The 24,353-nt window shown below is 68.2% G+C and carries 30 protein-coding genes; 23 read left to right on the forward strand and 7 right to left on the reverse strand.

Going from position 1 to position 24,353, the window contains the following annotated elements; translation table 11 throughout:
• Positions 1 to 39 precede the first annotated feature (39 nt).
• Genes glyS through SPHME3_RS0116190 form a run of 3 tightly spaced genes read right to left on the reverse strand, consistent with a single transcriptional unit; the run spans position 40 to position 3,412 of the window.
• Positions 40 to 2,295: a glycine--tRNA ligase subunit beta gene (gene glyS / locus SPHME3_RS0116180; protein ID WP_017978316.1), complete on the reverse strand. Its 2,256-nt coding sequence runs from the start codon at positions 2,293 to 2,295 to the stop codon at positions 40 to 42.
• Complete coding sequence (locus SPHME3_RS0116185) at positions 2,292 to 2,555, reverse strand: hypothetical protein (RefSeq protein ID WP_017978315.1); 264 nt, start codon at positions 2,553 to 2,555, stop codon at positions 2,292 to 2,294. Before SPHME3_RS0116185 ends, glyS begins: the two co-directional genes overlap by 4 nt.
• Positions 2,543 to 3,412 (reverse strand): glycine--tRNA ligase subunit alpha, encoded by an 870-nt coding sequence (locus SPHME3_RS0116190; protein ID WP_017978314.1) that lies wholly within the window; start codon positions 3,410 to 3,412, stop codon positions 2,543 to 2,545. The genes SPHME3_RS0116185 and SPHME3_RS0116190 overlap by 13 nt, the downstream gene beginning before the upstream one ends.
• 96 nt (positions 3,413 to 3,508) lie before the next feature.
• Between SPHME3_RS0116190 and SPHME3_RS0116195 the strand changes: the two genes are divergently transcribed.
• From SPHME3_RS0116195 to SPHME3_RS0116235, 9 genes are all read left to right on the forward strand, one after another.
• Entirely contained in the window at positions 3,509 to 4,420 is a 912-nt protein-coding gene (locus SPHME3_RS0116195; RefSeq protein WP_018251085.1) for a TraB/GumN family protein, read from the forward strand.
• A 282-nt stretch (positions 4,421 to 4,702) separates the two neighbouring features.
• Positions 4,703 to 5,365, forward strand: coding sequence for a 50S ribosomal protein L25/general stress protein Ctc (locus tag SPHME3_RS0116200; RefSeq protein WP_017978312.1), 663 nt, complete (start codon positions 4,703 to 4,705; stop codon positions 5,363 to 5,365).
• A 205-nt stretch (positions 5,366 to 5,570) separates the two neighbouring features.
• Positions 5,571 to 6,140, forward strand: a complete 570-nt coding sequence (gene pth / locus SPHME3_RS0116205; RefSeq protein WP_017978311.1) for an aminoacyl-tRNA hydrolase — start codon at positions 5,571 to 5,573, stop codon at positions 6,138 to 6,140.
• On the forward strand, positions 6,137 to 6,739 hold the full coding sequence (locus SPHME3_RS0116210; protein ID WP_018251086.1) for a TIGR02466 family protein: 603 nt from the start codon (positions 6,137 to 6,139) through the stop codon (positions 6,737 to 6,739). Before pth ends, SPHME3_RS0116210 begins: the two co-directional genes overlap by 4 nt.
• Positions 6,740 to 6,802: 63 nt before the next feature.
• Positions 6,803 to 7,129 carry a hypothetical protein gene (locus SPHME3_RS0116215; protein WP_017978309.1) on the forward strand — a complete coding sequence of 109 codons (327 nt, stop codon included), beginning with the start codon at positions 6,803 to 6,805 and terminating at the stop codon, positions 7,127 to 7,129.
• Between the two features lie 162 nt (positions 7,130 to 7,291).
• The gene (locus SPHME3_RS21415; protein ID WP_018251087.1) at positions 7,292 to 7,432 is read left to right on the forward strand and encodes a hypothetical protein; all 141 of its coding nucleotides are present in this window, start codon (positions 7,292 to 7,294) and stop codon (positions 7,430 to 7,432) included.
• Positions 7,433 to 7,528: 96 nt separating this feature from the next.
• On the forward strand, positions 7,529 to 7,837 hold the full coding sequence (locus tag SPHME3_RS0116225; protein WP_018251088.1) for a glycine zipper 2TM domain-containing protein: 309 nt from the start codon (positions 7,529 to 7,531) through the stop codon (positions 7,835 to 7,837).
• 90 nt (positions 7,838 to 7,927) lie between these two features.
• Positions 7,928 to 8,353 (forward strand): OsmC family protein, encoded by a 426-nt coding sequence (locus tag SPHME3_RS0116230; RefSeq protein ID WP_017978306.1) that lies wholly within the window; start codon positions 7,928 to 7,930, stop codon positions 8,351 to 8,353.
• A 116-nt stretch (positions 8,354 to 8,469) separates the two neighbouring features.
• Positions 8,470 to 9,060 (forward strand): glycine zipper 2TM domain-containing protein, encoded by a 591-nt coding sequence (locus tag SPHME3_RS0116235; protein ID WP_017978305.1) that lies wholly within the window; start codon positions 8,470 to 8,472, stop codon positions 9,058 to 9,060.
• Between the two features lie 55 nt (positions 9,061 to 9,115).
• Here the strand turns inward: SPHME3_RS0116235 and SPHME3_RS0116240 are convergent, their stop codons facing one another.
• On the reverse strand, positions 9,116 to 9,337 hold the full coding sequence (locus tag SPHME3_RS0116240) for a hypothetical protein (RefSeq protein WP_017978304.1): 222 nt from the start codon (positions 9,335 to 9,337) through the stop codon (positions 9,116 to 9,118).
• 117 nt (positions 9,338 to 9,454) lie between these two features.
• Here SPHME3_RS0116240 and SPHME3_RS0116245 point away from each other — a divergent pair, with 117 nt between their 5' ends.
• The 8 genes from SPHME3_RS0116245 (at position 9,455) to SPHME3_RS0116280 (ending at position 15,442) form a co-directional block, all read left to right on the forward strand.
• Positions 9,455 to 10,174 (forward strand): hypothetical protein, encoded by a 720-nt coding sequence (locus tag SPHME3_RS0116245; RefSeq protein WP_231291996.1) that lies wholly within the window; start codon positions 9,455 to 9,457, stop codon positions 10,172 to 10,174.
• 114 nt (positions 10,175 to 10,288) lie between these two features.
• Positions 10,289 to 11,353: an extracellular catalytic domain type 1 short-chain-length polyhydroxyalkanoate depolymerase gene (locus SPHME3_RS0116250; protein ID WP_017978302.1), complete on the forward strand. Its 1,065-nt coding sequence runs from the start codon at positions 10,289 to 10,291 to the stop codon at positions 11,351 to 11,353.
• 212 nt (positions 11,354 to 11,565) lie between these two features.
• Positions 11,566 to 11,955: a fluoride efflux transporter CrcB gene (gene crcB, locus SPHME3_RS0116255; protein ID WP_024310500.1), complete on the forward strand. Its 390-nt coding sequence runs from the start codon at positions 11,566 to 11,568 to the stop codon at positions 11,953 to 11,955.
• The gene (locus SPHME3_RS0116260; RefSeq protein WP_017978300.1) at positions 11,952 to 13,166 is read left to right on the forward strand and encodes an RluA family pseudouridine synthase; all 1,215 of its coding nucleotides are present in this window, start codon (positions 11,952 to 11,954) and stop codon (positions 13,164 to 13,166) included. The genes crcB and SPHME3_RS0116260 overlap by 4 nt, the downstream gene beginning before the upstream one ends.
• Positions 13,166 to 13,762 carry an FMN-binding negative transcriptional regulator gene (locus SPHME3_RS0116265; RefSeq protein WP_017978299.1) on the forward strand — a complete coding sequence of 199 codons (597 nt, stop codon included), beginning with the start codon at positions 13,166 to 13,168 and terminating at the stop codon, positions 13,760 to 13,762. The genes SPHME3_RS0116260 and SPHME3_RS0116265 overlap by 1 nt, the downstream gene beginning before the upstream one ends.
• 131 nt (positions 13,763 to 13,893) lie before the next feature.
• Positions 13,894 to 14,547: an HAD-IA family hydrolase gene (locus tag SPHME3_RS0116270; RefSeq protein WP_017978298.1), complete on the forward strand. Its 654-nt coding sequence runs from the start codon at positions 13,894 to 13,896 to the stop codon at positions 14,545 to 14,547.
• Complete coding sequence (locus SPHME3_RS0116275) at positions 14,544 to 14,762, forward strand: hypothetical protein (RefSeq protein WP_020486445.1); 219 nt, start codon at positions 14,544 to 14,546, stop codon at positions 14,760 to 14,762. Before SPHME3_RS0116270 ends, SPHME3_RS0116275 begins: the two co-directional genes overlap by 4 nt.
• Complete coding sequence (locus SPHME3_RS0116280) at positions 14,759 to 15,442, forward strand: ATP12 family chaperone protein (protein ID WP_020486444.1); 684 nt, start codon at positions 14,759 to 14,761, stop codon at positions 15,440 to 15,442. The genes SPHME3_RS0116275 and SPHME3_RS0116280 overlap by 4 nt, the downstream gene beginning before the upstream one ends.
• Positions 15,443 to 15,448: 6 nt before the next feature.
• On the opposite strand, the gene SPHME3_RS0116285 is transcribed toward SPHME3_RS0116280, so the two are convergent.
• Positions 15,449 to 16,306 (reverse strand): metal-dependent hydrolase, encoded by an 858-nt coding sequence (locus SPHME3_RS0116285; RefSeq protein WP_017978295.1) that lies wholly within the window; start codon positions 16,304 to 16,306, stop codon positions 15,449 to 15,451.
• A 92-nt stretch (positions 16,307 to 16,398) separates the two neighbouring features.
• Between SPHME3_RS0116285 and SPHME3_RS0116290 the strand changes: the two genes are divergently transcribed.
• Positions 16,399 to 16,983, forward strand: coding sequence for a TetR/AcrR family transcriptional regulator (locus tag SPHME3_RS0116290; RefSeq protein WP_017978294.1), 585 nt, complete (start codon positions 16,399 to 16,401; stop codon positions 16,981 to 16,983).
• A 330-nt stretch (positions 16,984 to 17,313) separates the two neighbouring features.
• Here SPHME3_RS0116290 and SPHME3_RS0116295 read toward each other — a convergent pair whose 3' ends face one another.
• Positions 17,314 to 18,369 (reverse strand): helix-turn-helix domain-containing protein, encoded by a 1,056-nt coding sequence (locus SPHME3_RS0116295; RefSeq protein WP_017978293.1) that lies wholly within the window; start codon positions 18,367 to 18,369, stop codon positions 17,314 to 17,316.
• Between the two features lie 72 nt (positions 18,370 to 18,441).
• Positions 18,442 to 19,455: a helix-turn-helix domain-containing protein gene (locus SPHME3_RS0116300; protein WP_231376771.1), complete on the reverse strand. Its 1,014-nt coding sequence runs from the start codon at positions 19,453 to 19,455 to the stop codon at positions 18,442 to 18,444.
• A gap of 99 nt (positions 19,456 to 19,554) precedes the next feature.
• Here SPHME3_RS0116300 and obgE point away from each other — a divergent pair, with 99 nt between their 5' ends.
• From obgE to spt, 5 genes are all read left to right on the forward strand, one after another.
• Positions 19,555 to 20,601 (forward strand): GTPase ObgE, encoded by a 1,047-nt coding sequence (gene obgE / locus SPHME3_RS0116305; protein ID WP_017978291.1) that lies wholly within the window; start codon positions 19,555 to 19,557, stop codon positions 20,599 to 20,601.
• Positions 20,602 to 20,605: 4 nt separating this feature from the next.
• The gene (gene proB / locus SPHME3_RS0116310; protein WP_017978290.1) at positions 20,606 to 21,715 is read left to right on the forward strand and encodes a glutamate 5-kinase; all 1,110 of its coding nucleotides are present in this window, start codon (positions 20,606 to 20,608) and stop codon (positions 21,713 to 21,715) included.
• Between the two features lie 130 nt (positions 21,716 to 21,845).
• On the forward strand, positions 21,846 to 22,763 hold the full coding sequence (locus tag SPHME3_RS0116315; protein ID WP_017978289.1) for an NAD-dependent epimerase/dehydratase family protein: 918 nt from the start codon (positions 21,846 to 21,848) through the stop codon (positions 22,761 to 22,763).
• A gap of 43 nt (positions 22,764 to 22,806) precedes the next feature.
• On the forward strand, positions 22,807 to 23,055 hold the full coding sequence (locus SPHME3_RS0116320; protein ID WP_020486443.1) for an acyl carrier protein: 249 nt from the start codon (positions 22,807 to 22,809) through the stop codon (positions 23,053 to 23,055).
• On the forward strand, positions 23,052 to 24,314 hold the full coding sequence (gene spt / locus SPHME3_RS0116325) for a serine palmitoyltransferase (protein WP_017978287.1): 1,263 nt from the start codon (positions 23,052 to 23,054) through the stop codon (positions 24,312 to 24,314). The genes SPHME3_RS0116320 and spt overlap by 4 nt, the downstream gene beginning before the upstream one ends.
• The last annotated feature ends 39 nt before the right edge of the window (positions 24,315 to 24,353 follow it).

Raw genomic sequence — 24,353 nt, forward strand, 5'->3', positions numbered from 1 at the left:
GGAAGTGGACGATGTGGAATAGGCGTGGGGGTTTGGTTCTTACCCCTCGATTTTCGAAAAGTCGGCGACGGTGTGGACCGCCGCGCGAACACGGGCGAGCAGCGCAAGGCGCGCGGCGCGCTTCGCCGGATCGGCATCGTTGACGGTCACACTGTCAAAGAACGCATCGATCGGCGCGCGCAACGATGCGAGGGCCGCCATCGCGCGCTCGAAATCCTCGGCCGCCACCGCAGCCGCGGCGGCGGGTTCGGCCGATTCGAGCGCGGCGATGAGGTCAGCCTCTGCCTTTTCGGGCGTGTAGGACAGCGTTTTCGGATTCCCCTCGGTATCGGGGGTGTACGCTTCCTTCTTGAGGATGTTGGCGGCGCGCTTGTAGCCAGCCAGGAGGTTGGCGCCGTCGTCGGTGGTGACGAAAGCTTGCAGCGCGTGGACGCGGGCGAGCAGGCGGACGAGGTCGTCTTCCTTACCTCGATCGCCGTCGATAATCTGGGCGGCTCGTATGATGTCAAACCGCCCGCCTTCTTGCCGCGTCATGACTTCAAGACGATCCAGTAGAAAGTCTCGCACCTCGGCAGCGCTGGTGAGCGCCTCCACGAAAACTTTCTCGTTGAATTTGCGCGGGTCTGGCATTGCCTTCACCGCCTGAACGATGCCGAGCATGAAGTGAGGAGCACTCTCTTTGCTTAGAAGCTCCGTGATCTTTGGCAGCGCCGCAATTAACGGAGCGCGATCGCTCTCGTGCTGCGCCGCAATCAACCGGGGTGCAATTGCATGGAGCGCCACGCCCACGACACTCATCCGGCTCTGATTTTGCCTGAGGAGACTAATGATCCCCAACGCGGCACGACGAAGCGCAAACGGATCTTTCGAACCCGTTGGCTTTTCACCAGTCGAGAAGAAGCTGGCAATCGTATCCAGCTTGTCCGCCAGCGATACCGCCACCGTCACCGGCGCGGTGGGCACGTCGTCGCCCTGCCCGACCGGCTTGTAGTGGTCGCGGATGGCGTCGGCGATTTCGCGGGGTTCGCCCTGGGCGGCGGCGTAATAGCCGCCCATCAGGCCCTGAAGTTCGGGGAATTCGCCAACCATGCCGGTGACGAGGTCCGCCTTTGCCAATTCCGCCGCCCTCCCCGCCAAATAGGCCGTGTGCTCCTTGGTGACGCCATCAACCGGAGGGACAATGCCCTCTTCGACCAGCCAGCGGGCGAGTTTGGCGACGCGGTCGACCTTGTCCGCGACGGTGCCGAGCTTTTCGTGGAAGACGATGTTCGAGAGCTTTGCGGCCTGTTCCTCGAGCGGGGTCTTCAGATCGGTGTCGTAGAAGAAGCGCGCGTCCGACAGGCGGGCGGCGAGGACCTTGCGGTTGCCCTCGACGATCTTGGCGCCACCGTCGATTGCTTCGATGTTGGCGGTGCAGACGAAGGCATTCGCCAGCGCGCCATCGGCCGAGCGGCAGACGAAATACTTCTGGTTCACGCGCGCGGTGAGCTGGATCACCTCGGGCGGGACGCTGAGGAAGTCGGCGTCGAAGCGGCCGAGCAGCGGCACCGGCCATTCCGTGAGGCCGGCGTTTTCGGCGACGAGGCCTTCGTCCTCGACGAGGGTCAGGCCCGCATCGGCGGCGAGTGCGGTGGCCCGATCGCGGATCAGCGCGCGGCGCTCGTCCTGATCGAGGATGACGTGACAGGCGCGCAGTTTCTCGACGTAATCCGCGGACGAGCCGATGGTGATCTGGCCCGGGTGGTGGAAGCGGTGGCCGTAGGTGGCGACGCCGGAGCGGATGCCGGCGATCTCGACGTCGACGAGGGTTTCGCCGAGCAGCGCGACGATGCCGTGCAGCGGGCGAACCCAGCGCAGCGATTCGGTCGAGGCGGAGGCAGCGCCCCAGCGCATCGACTTCGGCCAGGGGAAGGCGCGGACGATCGCGGGGATCGCTTCGGCGAGCACGGCGGCGGTGGCGCGGCCGGGCTTTTCGGTGATGGCGTAGAGGACGCCGTCACGCTCGGTCAGCTGGTCGCGCGTCAGGCCCGTCTTGCGCAGGAAGCCGGCGAGCGCCTGTTCGGGGGCGTTGGCCTTGGGGCCCTTCAGCTCTTCGCTGACCGCCTGCGTTTCGGTCGGCAGGCCGCGCGCGATCAGCGCGAGGCGGCGCGGGGTGGCGTAGGTGACGGTTTCGGTCGCGGCGAGGCCGGCCTTGGCAAGTTCGGCAGCGAACAGGCGGGCGAGATCCTCCCGCGCCTTGTCCTGCATGCGCGCGGGGATTTCTTCGGAGCGGAGTTCGAGGAGGAAGTCGGTCATTGGGCGGCGCCGAAGAAGAGGTTTGATTCACGCGAAGACGCGAAGACGCGAAGGGGATTGGGTGCGCGCAGAGGCGCAGAGAGCGCAGAGGTGTTACGCTCGACGCGGAGCGTCCCGTCACAACCGCTGCCGCTCGACATGTGCTGGCCGCTCATGCGGCCGGATTGCCGCAGGCGGCTCTGCGTCCTCTGCGCCTCTGCGCGAAACCCCTTCGCGTCTTCGCGGCTTAGCGTGATCATCAAGGCGCTCACGCCGCCCATCCGTTCTTCTCCATCCAGGCGCCGCAGGCGCCTTTGGCGAGGTCGCGGACGCGGCCGATATAGGCCTGGCGTTCGGCCACCGAGATGACGCCGCGCGCTTGGAGCAGGTTGAAGGTGTGGCTGGCCTTGATCGCCTGTTCGTAGGCGGGGATCGGCAGGCCGGCGGCGAGGCTATTCTCGCATTCCGCCGCGGCCTTTTTGAAGGCGTCGAAGAGGGTGGCGGTGTCGGCGACCTCGAAATTCCACGTCGACATCTGACGCTCGTTTTCGAGGAAGACGTCGCCATAGCTGACGCCATGGTCGTTGAAGCGGAGGTCGTAGACGTTGTCGACGTCCTGGATGTACATCGCGAGGCGCTCGAGGCCGTAGGTCAGCTCGCCCGCGACGGGCTTCATGTCGAAGCCGCCCATCTGCTGGAAATAGGTGAACTGCGTCACCTCCATGCCGTCGCACCACACTTCCCAGCCGAGGCCCCAGGCGCCCAGCGTGGGCGATTCCCAGTCATCCTCGACGAAGCGGATATCGTGTTTGGTCATGTCGACGCCGATCGCGGCGAGCGACCCCAGATACAGGTCCTGCAGATCGGGCGGCGACGGCTTCAGGATGACCTGATACTGGTAGTAATGCTGCAGGCGATTGGGGTTTTCGCCATAGCGGCCGTCGGTCGGCCGGCGGCAGGGCTGGACGAAGGCGGCGTTCCACGTCTCCGGCCCCAGCGCGCGCAGCGTCGTGGCGGGATGGAAGGTGCCGGCGCCCATTTCCATGTCGTAGGGCTGGAGGATCACGCAACCCTTGTCGCTCCAGTAATCGTGGAGCGTCAGGATCATCTTCTGGAAGGAAAGCGGTGTGGCAGCCATGACGCGCCCGGCTTTGGCCGATGGCGCCGCGTCTAGCAAGTGGTGCGGCGCGGCATTAGGTGAAGGTCTGGCCCCACCACCCGGATACGTCCCCGCATGATACGAACCCTTGCCGCCGCCGTGTCCGCGGTCGCTTTGTGCCTGTCGCTGCCGGCCTGTGCGCAGCAACCCGCCCAGGCGCCCGCGCGCGCCGCGAACGATGCCGATCCGGCGCTGTGGGTGGTGAAGGGCAAGCAGACGACCATCTATCTGTTCGGGACGATCCATGTGTTGAAGCCGGGCCTCACCTGGTTCGACGAGGCGGTCAAAAGCGCATTCGACAAGGCCGACGAGGTGAAGCTGGAGATCGTGATGCCCGATCCCGCCACGATGCAAGGACTGGTGCAGGCGACCGGCGTCGCGCCCGCCGGCACCCCGCCGCTGACGCAGCGCCTGCCCGCGGACAAGCGCGCGGCCTTCACCAAGGCGGTGACCGATCTGGGACTGCCGGCCAATGCGCTCGACCGGTTCAAGCCGTGGCTGGCGGCGACGCAGCTGTCGGTCGCGCCGCTGTCGAAGCTGGGGTACGACAGCGCCAACGGGCCGGAAGAGGTGATCACCGAAGCGGCGAAACAGGCGCACAAGCCGCTGTCGGGGCTGGAGACGCCGCAGCAGCAACTGGGCTTCTTCGGCAGCCTGTCGGAAAAGGCGCAGCTCCAGTTCCTGGAAAGCACGGTCGACGAATTGCCGACGCTGGACAAGCAGATGGCATCGATGGTCGACGAATGGGCGCGCGGCGACCCCGAGGCGCTAGCGCGCGAGATGAACGACGAGCTGAAGAGCTCGCCCGAGGTCGCGAAGGTGCTGCTGGTGGATCGCAACCGCAACTGGGCGCAGTGGATCAAGCAGCGGATGACCAAGCCGGGAACGGTGTTCATCGCGGTGGGCGCGGGGCATCTGGCGGGACCGGATTCGGTGCAGGCACAGCTCGCCAAGCTGGGGCTGAAGGCGGAGCGGGTGAAGTATTGAGCGTCCCGCGCCCGCCCTCACCCCTTCGGCGCTGACGCGCCTCTCCCCTCTCCCGGCGGGCGCATCGGGCGAACCGTCCCCCGGACGGTTGAGGTCAGGCCGGGGGCCTGACCGACCCGATGCGGGGACAAGACGGCGAAGCCGGCGCGGGGTGAGGGTGGATCGGGACGACCGGTTGCTTTTTCCCGCCCTTCCCGCTATGCGCGCCCGCTTCCGGCCTTGGTCATCCCTGGAGGCGAGGCTGCGGAAAGACACTTTAGCACGTTTCGGAAGGTATTCTGCATGAGCGACACCATTACGCTCGCAGCCGAGACGCGCGACCGGGTTGGCAAGGGAGCCTCCCGGGCGCTGCGTCGTGACGGCCGCGTCCCCGCCGTGATCTACGGCCAGAACAAGGAGCCGGCCTCGGTTCATCTCGAGGAGAAGGCGCTGGTCAAGGCGCTGATGACGGGTCACTTCATGAACTCGGTCATCATGGTCGGCGGTCAGCGCACGCTGGCGAAGGACGTGGCGTTCCACCCGGTCACCGACCGTCCGGTCCATGTCGACTTCCTGCGCATCGGTGAGCACACCACCGTCACCGTCGCGGTGCCGGTCGTGTTCGCGGACGAGGACGAGTGCCGCGGCCTGAAGCAGGGCGGCGTGCTCAACATCACCCGCCACGAGGTCGAGCTGGTCGTCGACGCCGCCGACATCCCCAGCGAGATCACGATTTCGCTGAAGGGCCGCGAGATCGGCGATTCGATCCACATCAGCGACGTCAAGCTGCCCAAGGGCGCGACGCCGGCGATCGAAGACCGCGACTTCGCGATCGCGACGATCGTGCCGCCGACCGTCCCGACCGCCGAGGACGAGGCGCTCGAGGCCGAGGTCGCCGAGACCCAGGCTGCCGAAGCCGCCGCGGAGTCGGACGCCGAGAGCGACGAGGATTCGGCCGAGGGCTGATCCGGATCGATCCGGTTTGCGAAAGGGGCAGGGTGGCGAGCAGCTCCCCTGCCCTTTTTGTTTGTAAGCCGTCCCTACCTTCGTCATCCCGGCGCATGCCGGGATCCATGGATACGGGCGGCCGATGGGACTCGATCCGCAAGGGCATCGCGTCCATGGATCCCGGCGTTCGCCGGGATGACGAAACAAGGAAAGACACCGCGCCATGCAGATCTGGGCAGGCCTGGGCAATCCGGGGCCGCAATATGCGATGCACCGGCACAATGTCGGGTTCATGGCGCTCGACCTGATCGCCGACATGCACGGCTTCGGGCCGGTGAAGAAGCAGTTCCAGGGCTGGACGCAGGAAGGGCGGATCGGCAGCCACAAGGTGCTGCTGCTGAAGCCTGCGACCTTTATGAACGAAAGCGGCCGCGCGATCGGCGAGGCATTGCGCTTCTACAAATTGGGGCCGGACGCGCTGACCGTGTTTCACGACGAGTTGGACCTCGCGCCGTTCAAGGTGAAGGTGAAGCGCGGCGGCGGCACCGCGGGGCATAACGGGCTGCGCTCGACCGACCAGCATCTGGGGCCGGAGTTCCGCCGGGTGCGGATCGGCATCGGCCATCCGGGGCACAAGGATCGCGTCACCGGCTATGTGCTGGGCAATTACGCCAAAGCGGAGCTGGACCCGCTGTCCGACATGCTGGGCGCGATCGGGGCGGAGGCGCCGTGGCTGGCGGATGGCGACGACGTCCGATTCATGAACGATATCGCGATGAGGTTGGCACAATGACCGTGAGGACGCTGTTCGCGACGCGCTTCTACGAAGGCGAGCTGGGCGATGCCGGGCTAATCGAGGAGCTCGAGGAGGCGTGCCTCGATCTGGCGCGCGAGGATCGCGCGGGCGTCGCCTGGTCGAAGGCGCATGGCTATCGCGGCTATACCTCCTATGCGTCGCTGAACGACCTGCCCGCGCGCGATCCGCGCTTTACCGACCTGGTCAAACTGCTGAACAAGCATGTCGCGCGCTTTGCGGAGGCGTGCGCGTTCGATCTGGGCGGGCGCAAGCTGAAGCTCGACAGCCTGTGGGTCAACGTCCTGAAGCCCGGCGGCACGCATTCGGGGCATATCCATCCGCATAGTGCGGTCAGCGGCACGATCTATATCGCCACCCCGGCGGGCGCCGGCGCGCTGAAACTGGAGGATCCGCGGCTGCCGATGATGATGGCGGCCCCAACGCGGCGCGCCGATGCGGGCGAGGATCACGCGACCTTCGTCTATGCCGAACCGAAGCCGGGCAGCGTCTTCCTGTGGGAAAGCTGGCTGCGGCACGAGGTGGTGCCCAATGCCGCCAAGGGCGAGCGGATCAGCATCAGCTTCAACTATCGGTAACGCCGGCCATCGCTTTGCCGTAATCGACGGTCAGCTTTCCCTGAAATCGGGAGAGCGGACCCCATGCGGCTGGCGATGATGATGGCGATGCAGGCGGTCGCGGGGCCACCGCTGCCGGCGGACATGCGGCCGGTGAAGCCCGCCCCTGCCCCGGATGCGCCCAAGGCCACGTGCGGCGAGCCAGACGCCGACGGCACGATCGTGATCTGCGGACGACCCGTCGATGCCAACCGGCTGCGCCCGGTCGATGAGACGCGCTACGCCGAAAAGCCGATCCGCGCGCGGACGACGATCGGCAAGGTCGGGGTATCGGGCGAGGCGGAACAGGGCAGCCTGCCCAACGGCATGAGCAGCCCGCGCGCGATGGTGAAGTTCAAGGTGCCGTTTTAGAGGTCTCTCGTCGCTCCTTCCGTCACCCCGGCCTTGAGCCGGAGTCCCGCTTTTCGGGCGGTGAAAGAAGAAGCGGGACCCCGGCTCAAGGCCGGGGTGACGGGCTGGGAGGGGTATAGCGCGACAAGCCGTCGTTCACCTGTCGCTGCTATCCTGCGCCTCATGTCCATCACCAAACGCCAGATCGGCCTGGCCGCCGTCATCCTGCTCGCACCCGGCGGGTTCATCCTGGGGGCGTTGCTCGCAAACCGCTATCGCAAACCCGCGGCCGAGGCGGAGGCGGAAACCCCGCCGAAATCCTGAATGGTTTCCTGAACGGAACGTTGTGCCCAGTTCATGCAACCGTCATTATAGCCCGACGTTATCGAAACCACAGTCAAACGATGACGGGAGATTCAGATGCGTAAGTTGATGCTGGCGATGGGGTGTGCCGCGATGGTCGTACCGGCGACGATGGTCGTTCCGGTCTCGCAGGCGGGCGCACAGCGCTACAAGTATCGCGAATGGCGCGACAACCGCGGTCGCCTGCGCTGCCGCAAGCCCGATGGCACGACGGGTGCCGTCGTCGGCGCGGTCGGTGGCGCGCTGCTGGGCCGCACGATCGACACCCGCGGCGACCGGACGCTGGGCACGCTGGGCGGCGCCGTCGCCGGCGGCCTGCTGGGTCGCGAGATCGAGCGCAGCGGTGGCAACCGTCGCTGCCGCTAAGCTGCGGATAAATTAGACCGGAACGGGCGCTGTGGGGCAACCTGCGGCGCCCGTTCTGCGTATGGCCTCGTGAAACACGAGGAGACGTATATGACGACCCGCAGCGCATCGGCCCGGTACGAGGGCCTGGGCAAGGACGGCAAGGGCCATATCTCGACCCAGTCGGGCCTGCTGACCGACGCCCAATATGGCTTCAACACGCGGTTCGAGGACGGCCCCGGCACCAATCCCGAAGAGCTGATCGCGGCGGCCCACGCAGGCTGCTTCACGATGGCGCTCGCCTTCGCACTGGCCGGCGCCGGCAAGACGCAGGGCAATCTGGAGACCAAGGCGAAGGTGACACTGGAAAAGGATGGCGACGGGTTCACCATCACGCGGTCCGACCTGACGCTGACGGGCCATGTCGACGGCATGGAGCGCGACGAGTTCGAGCGGATCGCCAATGAGGCGAAGGCGGGCTGTCCGGTGTCCAAGGTGCTCAACTGCGACATCACGCTGGATACCACGTTCGGCTGATCGACTGCGCCGCCGGCGCCTGTCGCGGGGATGAACCGACGGTAGTTTTCGGTTCACGCAACTCCTTGCGCGCGCTGGCGGTTCTTTGCCCACATCATCCGAAAGGAGCCAAGACGATGCGTATTGCCCTTCTGACCGCCGCGCTGGCGGCGACCACGCTGAGCGCGATCCCCGCGCAGGCGCAGGACACGCGCCGCGAAGCGGATCGCGAATATCGCAACGAGGTGCGCGATGCGCGCCGCGACTATCGCAACGACCTGCGCGATGCCGATTCGCGTCGTGACGTGCGCGACGCGCGCCGCGAATATGCCGAGCAGGTGCGCGACGCCCGCCGCGATCGCCGCGAGGACCTGCGCGATATCCGCCAGGATCGCCGCGACGATTGGCGCCGCTATCGCAACTACGACTATAACCGCCTGCCGCCCGGCCAGCGCGCCTATTATGCGGAAAACTATTACCGCGACGGCCGCTATTACCAGCCGCGCCGGCTGACCCGGAACGACCGCATCTATCGCGGCGGCAACGGGCGCTATTATTGCCGTCGCAACGACGGAACGACCGGCTTGGTGGTCGGCGGCCTGGCCGGCGGTGCGCTGGGCAATGTGATCGCGGGCGGCGGATCGCGCCTGCTCGGCACGCTGATCGGTGCGGGCGGCGGTGCGCTGCTAGGCCAGTCGATCGATCGCGGTCAGGTAACCTGCCGCTGATCGTCCAGCGACGCTGACGATGCGGGCCCGGTCGAAAGACCGGGCCCGTTGTCGTTTAGAAGATGCCGCCGCCGAGGCTGAGGCGGATCGCGAAGATGACGATCAGCACGAGATTGAGGTTGCGCCCGCTGGTCGAAGACGAGAGCGCGCCCACTGCGGCGCCGACGATGCCGATCGGAATGACCAGCCAGTTCATCCAGCCGAGCAGCGGCACGAACGCGACCAGACCCAGCACCAGGGTGACGAGGCCGATCGCAACGGAAAAGATGTTCAGCATGACACGAACATGGCCCCTGCCCCATCGCGCGGCAAGATGCGGGGGCGATCGGCGAAGCGCGTGTTAACCAAGCCCGCGGATGGCGACTTAACGGCCGATGCGCCATGGTCGCCCGCGATGCATGCGAATCGCCTTCTTGCCGCTGCTGCGCTGTTGCTTGCCGGATGTGCCAAGCCGGCGGCGACGCAGCAGGACCTCGACAGCCTGGACAAGGAACTGACCGCGGGCGCGGCCGGGAACGAGCGCGACCCGGCGCTGACTGCGGCGCTGCGCGACCAGATCATGGTCGATCCCGCGCTGACCCGGACCGCCAATACCGACGCCGTGCGCCCCCCGAGCCGGCCGGACCCGCTGTCGATCCCCGCCGACCCCACCGCCGGCCGGCCGGATGGCGTCACCGCCGCCGATCTGAAGCCGACGCCGCCCGCCAGGGGCGACTGCCCGTCTTGCAAGGCGGCGGCGGGGGCGCTGACGCTGGCCGAGCTGGCGGCACGGCAGCGGCCGGCGGATGCGGACTGTGCGCAGCGCGTCTCCTATTCGGCGACCTGGGCGGCGCGCCTGCCCACCGCGGTGCCGCTCTACCCCGATGCGCGCGTGCAGGAGGCGGCGGGCAATGACGCGTGCGGATTGCGCGTCGTCAGCTTCGCGAGCAGTGCGCCGGCTGCGCGCATTCTCGACTGGTACAATGCGCGGGTGACGCGGGCGGGCTATAGCGCGGAGCATCAGGCTGAGGGTGACGAGCATGTGCTGGGCGGCACTCGCGGCGATGCGGCCTATGTGGTGCACGTGACGCCGGGGCCGGGCGGCGGCAGCCGGGTGGACCTGCTGGTCCGGTAGTGCACGTCGCGATCGCGGGACTGATCGGCGCTTGCCTTCGGCTCGCCCACGCCCATATTGTGCGATGCAGCAAGACGGGTTCGCCGATGATCCCGCCCGGTCGGAGACCCCAACATGCCCCGCTTGTCGGACACGATCGGTCGCCTCGTCGGCCAGCGCATGGCCGATGCCATAACGACCGCCCATGGCGAGGACCGGCTGAGCGACCTGACCGATTTCGGTCCCAATCCGGGCAATCTGCGGGCGCGCGTCTATGTGCCGGCACAGCTACAACCCCGGCCCGCGCTGGTGGTCGTGCTGCACGGCTGTACGCAGACCGCGGCGGGCTATGACAGTGGCGCCGGCTGGTCGCAGATTGCCGACGAAGCCGGGTTCGTGCTGCTGTTCCCCGAGCAGCGGCGCGCCAACAACCCCAATCTGTGCTTCAATTGGTTCGCGCCCGAGGACATGGCCGGCAGCCATGGCGAGGTAGCGTCGATCCGCGCGATGATCGCGGCGATGGCCGTGGCGCATGGCATCGATCCGTCGCGCGTGTTCGTTACCGGCCTGTCGGCGGGCGGCGCGATGGCGGCGGCGATGCTGGCCAATTACCCCGAGGTCTTCGCCGGCGGCGCGGTCATCGGCGGCCTGCCCTATGGCACCGCCCAGGGCGTCAGCCAGGCGCTGGAGCGAATGCGCGGACGCGACCTGCCCGATGCCGCGGCGCTGACCGCCGCCGTGCGGGGTGCCAGCCGCCACGACGGGCCGTGGCCGACGCTGTCGGTCTGGCATGGCGGCACCGACGCCACCGTCCACCCCGCCAATGCCGAAGCGCTGCTGAGCCAATGGCGCGGGCTGTTCGGGATCGGCGAGACGCCTGCCGAGGAGGCGCTGGTCGGCGGCAATCCGCATCGCGTGTGGCGCGACCGGCATGGCCGCGCGGTGATCGAGGATCATCGCATCCTCGCCATGGGCCATGGTACGCCGATCGCGACGCAGGGTGCCGAAACCGCCGGTCAGGCGGGGCCGTTCATGCTGGATGTCGGCCTGTCGTCGACCCGGCGGATCGCCGCATTCTGGGGCATCGCGCGGGCGGTCGGCGCGGCGCAGGCGCGCGCGGCCGATGCTGGCGGCGTGCGGGATGGCGGCGTGGCGGGGATCGTGAACGATGCGCTGCGGGCGGCAGGGTTGCTGCGGTAGGACTGAGGCCTAGCGCCGTCATCCCTTCGTCACCCCGGACTAGTTCCGGGGTCCACCGGGCCGCGGGGGGATGGCTGGAGCCTCTAACCGTCCCCCTCGCCGCGGAGTGGACCCCGGAACGAGTCCGGGGTGACGGGGTGGAGGGGGCCGCGTAAGCCACCCCCTCACCCCCGCATTTCCTCTTTGCGCGAACTTGCTCTAGGGCAGCGATCATGCCTCCTCTTCTTCTCGTCATGGCCGGCGGTGCGCTGGGTTCGGCGGCGCGGTATCTGACCGGCCGGATCGCCCTCACCGCGCTCGGCCCGAATTTTCCTTATGGTACGCTGGCCGTGAACCTGATCGGCGGGCTGCTGATGGGCTTGCTGGCGGGTGTGCTCGCGCGGATCGGGGGCAGCGAGAACTGGCGCCTGTTCTTAGGGATCGGCGTGCTGGGCGGGTTCACGACCTTTTCGTCGTTCAGTCTCGACGTCGTGACGCTGGTGGAGCGTGGCGCGGTGGCCACGGCGGCACTGTACGTCTTCGTGTCGGTCGCGGGCGCGATCGGCGCGCTGTTTGCCGGGCTGATGCTGGCCCGCGGCCTGTTCGGGAGTGCGGTGGCATGAGCGGCGACGAGGGCGGCATTCGCCAGTTCAACGTCGGCTATGACGACGACGGCATCCGGCTGGATCGCTGGTTCAAGCGGCATCTGCCCGACACGAGCTTCACTACCGTCGCCAAATGGGCGCGGACCGGCCAGTTGCGCGTCGATGGCGCGCGCGCGACGCCGGGCGATCGGATCAAGGCGGGCCAGACGCTGCGCGTGCCGCCGCCCGAACCCGAGGTAAAGGACGAGACAGGCGCCGTCGTCGCCAAGCCGAAGCGCGAACGGCCGCCGCTGAGCGAAGACCAGATCGCCTTCGCGCGCGAGATGGTGATCCACAAGGATCTGCAGGCGCTGGTCCTCAACAAGCCGCCGGGCCTCGCGACGCAGGGCGGCACCAAGACCGCCGAGCATGTCGACGGGCTGCTGGATGCGTTGCAATATGATGCCGAGGGACGGCCGAAGCTGGTTCACCGGCTCGACAAGGACACGTCGGGCGCGCTGCTGATCGCACGCACCAGCCGTGCCGCCGCCTTCTTCGCCAAGGCGTTTTCGGGGCGCACCGCGCGAAAGGTCTATTGGGCGCTGGTCGTCGGCGTGCCGTCGATCGAGGACGGCATGGTCGACCTGCCGATCGCCAAGCAGCCGGGCACCGGCGGCGAGAAGATGCACGTCGACGAGGAGAACGGCCAAGCTGCGCGCAGCCGCTATCGCGTGATCGAACGGGCGGGCAACCGCTGCGCCTGGGTGGAGCTGCAACCCTTTACGGGCCGCACGCACCAGCTGCGCGTCCACATGGCGGCGATCGGCCACCCGATCGTCGGCGACGGCAAATACGGCGGCGCGGCGGCGTTCCTGACCGGCGGGATCAGCCGCAAGATGCACCTGCACGCCCGGCGCATCCGCGTCGACCATCCCGATGGCGGCAGCATCGACGAGACGGCGAGCCTGCCGACGCACTTTGCCGAAAGCCTGAAGAGCCTGGGATTCGAAGAGGCGCAGGGCGATGCGCTGCCGCTGGAGGAGCCGAAAAAGGGCCCACCGCCGAAGGACGTGCTGAAGCAGCGCGCGAAGGCGCATGCGAAGACGGTGCGCAAGGAAAACCGCGGTGAGCGGCGGCGGCGTGGCGCGGCCCCGACCGGCAAGGATGGCGGCAAAGGCAGCGGTCCGAAGGCGGGTAAGCCGAAGACGGGTGGCCCGAAAAGCGGTGGTCCGGGCGGCCGCCGGGGCTGATGCACCCCAATCCGCTCTTCCGGCCGGAGGCGGCGGCATTGCTGGCGGAGGCCGAGCGGATCGGCTTCGCGCATATCTTTGCCGCGACCGCCGATGGCCCGATGGTGGTGCATGCGCCGGTGACGCTGCACGACGACGGTTTGCGCTTTCACGTCTCACGCGCGAATCGCATCGTCCGCCATCTGGAGGGTGCGGCGGTGGTGGCGAGCGTGGCGGGGCCGCACGGCTATGTCAGCGCGAACTGGTATGCGGCGCCGGGCGACCAGGTGCCGACGTGGAATTACCAGACGATCGAGATCGACGGCGTGGCGCATGAGGTGGATGCCGCGGGCCTGACCGAACAGCTGGACCGTCTGGCGGCGCTGCACGAGCCGCGCGACAATCCCTGGGATCGCGGCAAGGTGGCGCCCGATGCCTTTGCGAAGCAACTGTCGGGGATTCGCGGGTTCACCATTACCGTCAGCGCGGTGCGCGGCACGACCAAGCTCAGCCAGAACAAGACTGCCGCCGACCGGGCGGGGGTGATCGCGGGCTTTGACCGGCAGGGTAAGGACGACATCGCCGCGCTGATGCGGTGGGCGGCCGCGAAGGACTAAAGTCGGGATTCGGTGGCTGAGCGGTTTGGGACGAAGCGGGACCCGGCTCAAGGCCGGGGTGACGATGGGTGCATTGGGGGCCGAGCGATTTGCGCTTTGCGCGCCCGCCCTCGCCCGGTAGGCGTCGGGGGATGACCAAACTCGCCGTGTTCGACTGCGACGGCACGCTCGTCGATAGCCAGGCTAATATCTGCCAGGCGATGGAGGATGCGTTCCGGATCGCCGCTCTGCCCGCGCCGCCGCGCAGCGCGATCCGTCGGATCGTGGGCCTGAGCCTGGTCGAGGCGATCGCGACCTTGCTACCGCAAGCGGAGGACGCGCTGCACCGGCAGATGGCGGCGGATTACAAGGCCGCCTTCTTCCACCTGCGGACGACCGGCGCGATGGCGGAGGAGCCGTTGTTCGACGGGATTGCCGCGGTCTTGCAGGGCCTTGCGGATGATGGCTGGCTGTTGGGCGTGGCGACGGGCAAGTCGGACCGGGGCCTTGCGCATATTCTGGCGCATCATGGCCTGACCGACCATTTCGTCACGCTGCAAACCGCGGACCGGCACCCCTCCAAGCCCGACCCCGCGATGCTGATCGCCGCGATGGACGAAGCGGGCGCGACAGCGCAGGAGACCGCGATGATCGGCGACACGAGTTTCGACATGGCGATGGCTAAGGCCGCGGGCGCGCGGGCGGTGGGCGTCGCCTGGGGCTATCATGACGTCCGCGATCTCGCCGATGCGGGCGCGGACGTGGTGGCGGAGCGCGTGGCCGCGCTGCCCGGGCTGCTGGCGTGAGCGGCGATGCCCTTGCCCGGCGCCGCTGGCTGGCGATGGTCGGCAGCCGCATCGCCGGCAGCCTTGGCGCGGTGTTCGGCCTGATGCTGGCGGTGCGCGCGCCCGATATGGTCACCAAGGTGCTGGGTGTCGCGATCACGCTGTCGGCACTCGTCGTCATCGCCACGGTGCCCGCCGCCCTCGCCCACCGCTGGCGGACGCCGCCCCGGCCATGAAGCGTTTCTGGACAGAGGTGGCGGTCGACGCCGATCGGATGGTGACGCTCGACGGGCGGCCGGTGCGCACGCCGGGCCGCGTGCCGCTGGCGCTGCCGACCGACGCGCTGGCAGAGGCGGTCGCGGGCGAATGGCGCGCGGTGCCAGAGGTAGTAGATCCGCGCGCGATGCCGCTGACCGGCCTTGCCAATGCGGCGATCGACCGGATCGCGGCCGACCCCGCGCCCTTCGCGGCGGGGCTGGCCGCCTATGGCGCGACCGACCTGCTTTATTATCGGGCCGAATCGCCCGACGATCTGATCGCCCGGCAGCAGGCGGCGTGGGACCCGTGGCTCGACTGGGCTCGCACCCGCTACGACGTGCATTTCGAGCCGACCGCGGGGATCATCCACCGCGCCCAGCCGCCAGCGACGCTCACGCGCCTCGGCGAGGCGGTGGCGACGCTCGACGCCTTCCACCTCGTGGGCCTGTCGCCGGTGGTGACGATCACCGGGTCGCTGGTGCTGGCGCTCGCGCTGATCGAGCGGGCGGGCGATCCCGATACGCTATGGGCCGCCGCCCATGTCGACGAGGATTGGCAGGCGGAATTGTGGGGCAGCGATCTGCTGGCCGAACAGGCGCGGGCGAACAAGCGGCGCGAGTATGACGCCGCCGTCGCGTTTCTGGCCGCGCTCGACTGACCGGCGTCAGGCGGTGACCGCCTTCGGCATCACCGCCGCCTCGTAGTCGCTCTCGGCCAGCCGGATGAGTTCGCGGTCGTCGTGCTTCCATGGGTGGAAGCCGGGCAGGAAATAGGCCGCCCAGACGCCCGCCACCTTGCGCGCCATGCCGGGATTGCCGAACGCATACCAGGCGAGCCGCGCCCAGACGCGCGGACCGGTGAGGCCATCCTGCCGCAACAGCTCGAGCATGCCGCGCGTCCGGCCGACGAAGAAGTGCTTCGTCGTCATCAGCATGACGAACGACTTGACCCACCAGCGGCGGAAGCGCGGCCAGTCGCGCGTGGCATGCAGCCAGGTGTCGTAGGCGACGCCCTTGTGTTCGATCTCCTCGGCCGCGTGCCACAGCCACAGAGCGCGCGCCTGTTCCTCGCCGCCCGCAAGATGGCGGGGATTGGCGATCAGCTCATGCGCCAGCATCACGGTGAAATGTTCGAGCGCGGTCGTCGCCGCAAGGCTGGCGATCGGCGGGCGGCCCTTGGTCAGCGCCAGTGCCGCGTCGACGTCGCGGTCGAGCCGCGTCACGTCATAGCCCTGGTCGGTGACATGGCGGTTGAACGCGACATGTTCGCGCGTGTGCAGTACCTCCTGCTTGATGAAGGCGTTGATTTCGCGCGTCAGGCGCGGCGACGTGCCCTCGCGGAAGCGGCGCACGCTGTCGACGAAGAACCCCTCCCCCTTGGGAAAGGTGACGGACAAGGCGTTGTAGAAGGCGGTCGCGATCGGATCGTCGTTCAGCCACCAGCGACCCATCCGGGCGCCACGACCGAAGCGGCGATCGCGCGCGGTGATGACCAGATCGTGCGGCGTGGTTGCTTTCGCCATGATTTCCTCCGTACTAGGACGATATCCGCATTTGCTTACACCAATGTAAATAGGCCATCGTCCTGAGCGCTTCAACCCCCGTCCCGGCCCCTTTGCGCCGCCGCCTGTCCCCCACCGAAAGCCGGGAAGCCGCGCTGATCGCCGCCCAGCAATTGCTGGTCGAAAGCGGCCCGCAGGCGGTGACGCTGAAGGCGGTCGGCGCGCGGATCGGCCGCACGCATGCCAACCTGCTGCATCACTTCGGGTCCGCGGAGGGGCTGCAACAGGCGCTGATCGCGCGGATGGCGGCGCAGATCACGGGGGTGATTCGCGATGCCGTGCTGGGCAACCGCGGCGGGGAGCCCGATCCGCGGCGTATCGTCGACCTCGTCTTCGATGCCTTCGACAGCGGCGGCGCGGGTGCGCTGGCGAGCTGGATGATCCTGTCGGGCAATCGCGATGCGCTCGATCCGATCCTGTCCGCCGTCCACGATCTGGTCGACGAACTTGCCGATGGCGTGCAACCGCCCGAGCGGCCGATCCAGGAAGAGACGCTGCACCTGATGCTGATGGCGTTGGGCGACGCGCTGCTCGGCGCGGCGATGGCGCGCGCGCTCAACCTGCCGCGCAGCAAGGCGCGCGATCTGGCGGTGGGCATGCTGCTGCGCAACGAAGCGCCGGGCGAGACGCCAGTGTGAGACGCGATCAATAGCGCCTGCAACACCGACAATGGCCAAGCCCCTGATGCGGCACGCTCTCTTTCCCTAAAGAGGCCGCATCGAGTGGATGACCTGGCATGAAACGCGTTTTAGCTCCCATCTGTCTGGTCATCGGCCACAAGCGTTCGCGTCGTCGGGTCTGGTCGGACGGATCACGGTGGCGGTGTACGTGCAGCCGCTGCGGCACCGAATTGGTCAAATCCCAGAGCGGTGGAACGTGGGGCGTACTCGATCGGTCCGAACGCGATCCCGCCTGATGGCGCCGATCGCGGGACGGATGCGCGTTGCTACCGAACCGCTTGTTGCGGCCTAGGGAGTGACGATGCGGCCGGCCGGCATTGCGATGGGGGTCGCGATGCCGGTCGGTGGCAGGCCGCTTGCGTGCATCGCGTGATAGTCGCCCGGCGTCATGCCATAGGTTTCGCGGAACGCGCGCCCCAGATAGGCGGCGTCGCAAAAGCCCCATCGGTCGGCGAGCGCCGCGATCGTCTGGCGGTCGCCGCGCCGCTGCAAGGCCTCTGCCACCTTGGCCAGCCGGCGCGCCCGGATATAGGCCTGTACGCCGCCCTCATCCTGCAACAAGCGATATAGTGTCGAACGCGACACCCCAAGCGTGCGGCTGAGACGCGCGACGCTGAGCGAGGGCGAGCCGAGGTTGCGCTCGATTTCGTCACGCAACTGGACGCGCAGCGCGCGGTCATGCTGTTCGGGGTCGCCTGGGCGCTCGCCGAGGCTGGCATGGACCACCAGTGCGAGCAGATCGACGACGGTCTGCGCGACCGCGGGGCCGCTACTTGCAGGCAGGTGACGGGCGTGGTGCCGCAGCGCCGTGAGGTGGCTGGTCAGCAACGCCGCCTGCTCGGCGGGCACGACATGGCCGTGCAGGCTGCGGACCGAGGGCAGGATACGTTCGGCGAGCACGCGGGGCAGCACGAAGCTGGTCGAGACCGAGGCTTCGGACACATGCGTGTTGCCCAGCGCCATGTCGGTCAGCACCACCGCGCCATCTCGCGCGTGGACGTCGCGATCGCCCATCCGGCCCCAGGCGCCGCCGGCGTGTCGCACGTTGACGACGAGCCCGTCGGCCTGGTCGCGCAAGTGCGCCGCGCCGCGATGCCAGTCCTGGGCTGAGATATGGACGTGATTGAGCAACATCGTGCCGAGATCGAGCCCTTCGATCCGCGCCTGGAACGGCTGGGTCGGCCGGGTTTCGAAATGCTGTGAGAGATTGCGGATGTCGGAATCGCGCCACGCGCTGAACCGATCCCGCTGCGGCAGCGCCGCCGTGTCGAAAAAGGGAGTCCAGCCCAGGCGGGAGGATGATGGTGCCGAAGGGAAGCGTTCGTTCTCAGGGACCTGCGACATGGTACTGACGATAGAGTCTGGTCCCGAACCGGTCCATAGCCATGACGGCCTACATCATGCCGCCGGAGCGCGTCAGAGCCGCGGATGGGCGACGTGCATCGCGTGATAGTCGCCGGGCGTCATGCCATAGGTTTCGCGAAACGCGCGCCCCAGATAAGCGGCATCGCAAAAGCCCCAGCGCTCGGCCAGCGCCGCGATCGTCCCCCGCCCGCCTTCGCGGCGCAACGCCTCCGCGACCTTTTCCAGACGCCGCGTGCGGACATAGGCCTGCACGCCGCCTTCGTCCTGCAACAATCGGTACAAAGTGGAGCGCGAGACGCCGAGCGAACGGCTGAGGCGCGCCACGGTAAGCGAGGGGGAGCCGAGGTTGCGTTCGATCTCGTCGCGTAGCTGCACGCGCAACGCGCGCTCATGCCGGTCGCGATCCACCGGCCTCTCGGCGAAGCTCGCCGCGACCGATACCGAGAGGAGATCGAGGATCGTCTGCGCCAGCATCGGCCCGCTGGCCGCCGGCATATGCTCCGCCTGTCCGCGCAGCAGCGCCAAATGCGACACGAGCAATGCGGCATGTTCGGGCGCGACGACATGGCCGTGCAGCGCGCGGGTCGAGGGGAACAGACGCTCCACGTCCGCCCGTTTCAACGCCATGCCGGTGCTGATCGAGGCTTCCGAGTAATGGTGCTTCGGACGCGCCATGTCGGCGATGACGATCGATCCGGTCGGCGCGATGGCCTCCCGCCCGTCCATCTCGAAGATCGCGGCGCCGGCATGGCGCACGCTGATCACAAAATCGTCATTGTCGTCGCGCGCCGCTTTCTGCCGCGTGCGCTCCCACTGCTGCGACGTGAAGACCGCGTGGCCGATCCCAAGCGTGCCGAGATCGAGCCAGTCCATCGCCGCCGCAAACGGTTCTTCCGGCGTCGTTTCGTAGCGGGTCGACAGATTGGCGACGTCGCCATCGCGCCAGACCTCATAGCGCTCGTTTGCCGGCAAGGCGGCGGTATCGAATGCGCGCACCCACCCCAGCCGAGCGGAGGGTGGCAACGGGGCTTGGGGATCGGACGCCGACTTCACTGCGCCCCTCATAGCGCTACTCATTATGGCGGTACAACCTCGTCGCCATGCGGGGCGTGGGGATGCGCCGGCAGGGGTGGCCGTTCGCGCGCCTTTCGCTAAAGAGGCGGCATGCATTTCCTCGACCAAGCCAAGATCTTCGTCCGTTCGGGCACCGGCGGCCCCGGTGCCGTCAGCTTCCGGCGCGAAAAGTTCATCGAATATGGCGGCCCCGATGGCGGCAACGGCGGCAAGGGCGGCGACATCGTGTTCGAAGCGGTGGCCGGCCTCAATACGCTGATCGACTTCCGTTACACGCAGCACTTCCGCGCGCAACGCGGCCATGGCGGATCGGGCAGCAACCGCACTGGCGGCGGTGGCGACGATCTGGTCATCAAGGTGCCGGTCGGAACGCAGGTGCTGTCCGAAGACAAGGAAGAGGTGCTGCTCGACTTCACCAAGGTCGGCCAGCGCGAGGTGTTCCTGCGCGGCGGCGACGGCGGGCGCGGCAATGCGAGCTACAAGACCTCGACCAACCGCACGCCGCGCCAGCACGGCACCGGCTGGCCGTGCGAGGAGGCGTGGGTGTGGCTGCGGCTGAAGCTGCTCGCCGATGCCGGGCTGGTGGGGCTGCCCAACGCCGGCAAATCGACCTTCATCAACGCCGTCACCAACGCGCAGGCGAAGGTCGGTGCCTATGCCTTCACGACCACCCGCCCGCAGCTGGGCGTGGTGCGCCACCGTAACCGCGAGTTCGTCGTCGCGGACATCCCCGGCCTGATCGAGGGCGCGGCGGACGGCGCCGGCATCGGCGACCGCTTCCTGGGGCATATCGAACGCTGCCGCGTGCTGCTGCATCTGGTCGATGCCAATGACGCCGATGTCGCCGAAAGCTATCGCATCGTCCGTGACGAGCTGGAGGCCTATGGCGGCGGGCTGATCGACAAGCCGCACGTCATCGCGCTCAACAAGATCGACATGCTCGACGACGAACTGATCGAGGCGCTGTCCGCCGAACTCGCCGAAGCGAGCGGCGCGGACGTCATCCCGCTGTCCGGCGCGGCCGGCACGGGCGTCGACTGGGTGCTCGACCGCCTGCTCGACAGCATTGGGCCCGGCCCCGAAGCGGTGCCCGACAGCGACGAGGGCGAAGACGAGATCAGCTGGTCGCCGCTCTGATCCCATGCAGGACGCACTCTTCCCGCCGACCGCCTGCTCTCGTCTGATCGTCAAGGTCGGGTCGGCATTGCTCGTGGCGCCGGATGGGGCGGTGCGGCGCGCGTGGCTGGCGACGCTGGTCGCGGATATCGCAGGGCGGGTCGCGGCAGGGCAGCAGGTGGCGGTGGTATCGTCCGGAGCGATCGCACTGGGTGCGCGGCGGCTGGGCCTTGCCAAGGGCGGCCGCGCAAGCTTGGAGGATGCGCAGGCGGCGGCGGCGACCGGGCAGATCGCGCTCAGCCAGACATGGGCGGAACTGCTCGGCACGCACGGGCTGACGGCGGCGCAGATGCTGGTGACGCTCGACGACCTGGAAGACCGGCGGCGCTATCTGAATGCCGCGGCGACGCTCGGGCGGCTGCTGGGCCTGGGCGTCGTGCCGATCATCAACGAGAATGACAGCGTCGCGACCGAGGAAATCCGCTTCGGCGACAACGACCGGCTGGCGGCACGCGTCGCGCAGGCAGCGGGCGCGCAGGGCGTGGTGCTGCTGTCGGACGTCGATGGCTTGTACGACGCCAACCCGCACACCAATCCCGACGCGCGCCACGTCGCACGGGTCGAGCGGATCGATGCGGTCGCAGGCATGGCAGACGGTGGATCGGCGTCGGGCATGGGATCGGGCGGCATGGTGTCGAAGATCGCCGCCGCGCGGATCGCGACCGGGGCGGGCGCGCATCTCGCCATCGCGAGCGGGCGGATGGAGCATCCGTTGGCCGGCGACCCCCGCCATACGCTGTTCGTGGCGGAGCGGGCGGCGTCGGCGCGCAAGGCGTGGCTGGCAGGCGGGCTGACGGCGCGCGGGCGCGTGCATGTCGATGCCGGGGCAGCGCGTGCCTTGGCCGCGGGGGGCAGCCTGCTGGCGGCGGGCGTGACGCAGATCGAAGGTGCGTTCGGGCGCGGTGACCTGGTGTCGATCGAGGGACCCGACGGCACGATCGCGCGCGGGCTGTCGGAATATGACGCGGCCGAGGCGGTGCGGCTGGTGGGCACGCGGTCGGAGGAGCAGGCGGCGATCCTGGGCTATGCGCCGCGCGCGGCTCTGGTGCATCGCAATCATCTGGCGTTGGTGTGATGGTATCGTTCGACGCGCTCCGTCACCCCGGACGTGTTCCGGGGTCCACTGTGCGGCGAGGGGGATGGCTGGAGGCCCAGGCGCTTCCCGCGCGGACGAGTGGACCCCGGAACACGTCCGGGGTGACGAAATGGGTGAGGCAGGCGTGACCACCCTCGCCATCACCGGGGCGACGGGCTTCGTCGGCGGGGCGCTCGTTGAGCGGGCGCTGTCCGCCGGCCATAGCGTGCGCGCGCTCACCCGCCGGTCGCAGCGCGCGCGGGACGGCGTGACGTGGATCGAGGGGGCGCTCGATCGGCCCGACAGCCTGGCGGCATTGGTCGAGGGGGCCGACGCGGTCGTGCATGTTGCGGGTGTCGTCAGCACGCCGACAAAGGCCGGCTTCGTCGCCGGTAATATCGATGGCACGCGGGCGATGATCGCCGCTGCGCAGGCCGCAGGCGTCCGGCGGTTCGTCCATGTCTCGTCGCTGTCCGCGCGCGAACCGGATCTGTCAATCTATGGCTGGTCGAAAGCCGAGGCCGAGACGCTGGTCGAAGCGAGCGGGCTCGACTGGAGCATCGTGCGGCCGAGCGGCGTCTACGGCCCCGGCGACATGGAGATGCGCGACCTGTTCCGCGCCGCGCGGATGGGCCTTGCCCTGCTGCCGCCGCGGGGGCGCGTGTCGCTGATCGCAGTGGACGATCTGGCGCTGTTGCTGCTGGCGCTCGCTACGAAAACCGTGGCGCCGGCGGTGTACGAGGTCGATGACGGCCATGTGCTGACCCATGCCGCGATGGCTCAGGCGATCGCGCGCGCGGTGGGGCGGAAGCGCGTGTTGACGCTGCATTTGCCCAAGGCGGCGCTGATGCTGGGTGCCAAGCTGGATCGCGCGGTCCGCCGCGACGGTGCGAAGCTCACCGCCGATCGTGTCGGCTATCTCGCGCACCCGGACTGGACCGCCCGCCCCGCGATGCGCCCGCCCGCCGAGCTGTGGACGCCGGAGATCGCACCCGAGCATGGCCTCGCCGCAACGGCACGATGGTATCGCGCCCGCGGGCTGCTATAGCGCCGCAACACCGCCGCATTTGGCCGCCATTCGGATGACCATCATGACCGACCGCACCCAGATCCTCGATACGATCAAGACCCAGATCGAACCGTTCAACAAGAAGGGCGTAGCGCTGACCGAAGCGACGACCTTTCAGGGCGACCTCGAATGGGACAGCCTGACCGTGATGGACTTCGTCGCGGCGATCGAGGACGAGTTCGACATCATCATCACGATGAACATGCAGGCGGAAATCGAGAATATCGGCCAGCTGACCGATGCGGTCGCCAAGCTGAAGGCCGAGGCATGACCGAGACCGGCTTGCAGCCCGAGGCGCTGGACCTCGACCCCGCCCCGGTCGCTCCGGAACGCGACCTGATGTCGAAGTTCGACGGCCTGATCGCCGAGCGGCAGGCGCTGATCGATACCGGCGTCACCGATCCGTTCGCGATCGTGATGGAGCAGGTGAAGAGCCCGACCGAGGCGGTGATCGCCGGCCGCGACACGATCCTGCTCGGCACGTACAATTACATGGGCATGACGTTCGACCCCGACGTCATCGCCGCAGGCCATGCCGCGCTCGACCAGTTCGGATCGGGCACCAACGGCAGCCGCATGCTCAACGGCACCTTCCGCGACCATATGGAAGCCGAGGCGGCGCTGCGCGACTTCTACGGCGTCAGCGGCGCGATCGTCTTTTCGACCGGCTATATGGCCAATCTGGGCATGATCTCGACGCTGGTCGGCAAGGGTGAATATGTCATCCTCGACGCCGACAGCCACGCTTCGATCTACGACGGCTGCAAGCAGGGCGTCGCCGAGATCGTCCGCTTCCGCCACAACAGCGTCGAGGATCTCGACAAGCGGCTGGGTCGCCTGCCCAAGGACGCGGGCAAGCTGGTCGTGCTGGAGGGCGTCTATTCGATGCTCGGCGACGTTGCGCCGCTGAAGGAAATGGTCGCCGTCGCCAAGAAGCATGGCGCGATGGTGCTCAGCGACGAGGCGCATTCGATGGGCTTCTACGGCCCCAACGGCCGCGGCGTGTACGAGGCACAGGGGCTGGAGGGCGAGGTCGACTTCGTCGTCGGCACCTTCTCCAAATCGGTCGGCACGGTCGGCGGCTTCTGCATTTCGAACCATCCCAAGTTCGAAGCGATCCGCCTCGCCTGCCGCGCGTACATCTTCACCGCCAGCCTGCCGCCGAGCGTCGTCGCGACCGCGACCGCATCGATCCGCAAGCTGATGACCGCGACCGCCAAGCGCGAGCAATTGTGGTCGAACGCGCGCCAGTTGCACGGCGGGCTGAAGGCGCTGGGCTTCCGCCTCGGCACCGAACAGCCGGACAGCGCGATCGTCGCGGTGATCCTGGACGACCAGACGCAGGCGGTCGCGATGTGGCAGGGGCTGCTGGAAGCGGGCGTGTACGTGAACATGGCGCGCCCGCCCGCCACGCCGGCCGGCACGTTCCTGCTACGCTGTTCGCTCTGCGCCGAGCATACGGCGGCGCAGCTGGATACGGTGATCGAGCGGTTCCGGGCGGCGGGGCAGGCCGTGGGCGCGATCGGCTGAAGCCGGTCGCCCTCACCTTTCCTTGACCGGACAAACGCG

Origin of the sequence: Sphingomonas melonis DAPP-PG 224 (assembly GCF_000379045.1) — a bacterium.
Lineage (GTDB): Bacteria > Pseudomonadota > Alphaproteobacteria > Sphingomonadales > Sphingomonadaceae > Sphingomonas > Sphingomonas aquatilis.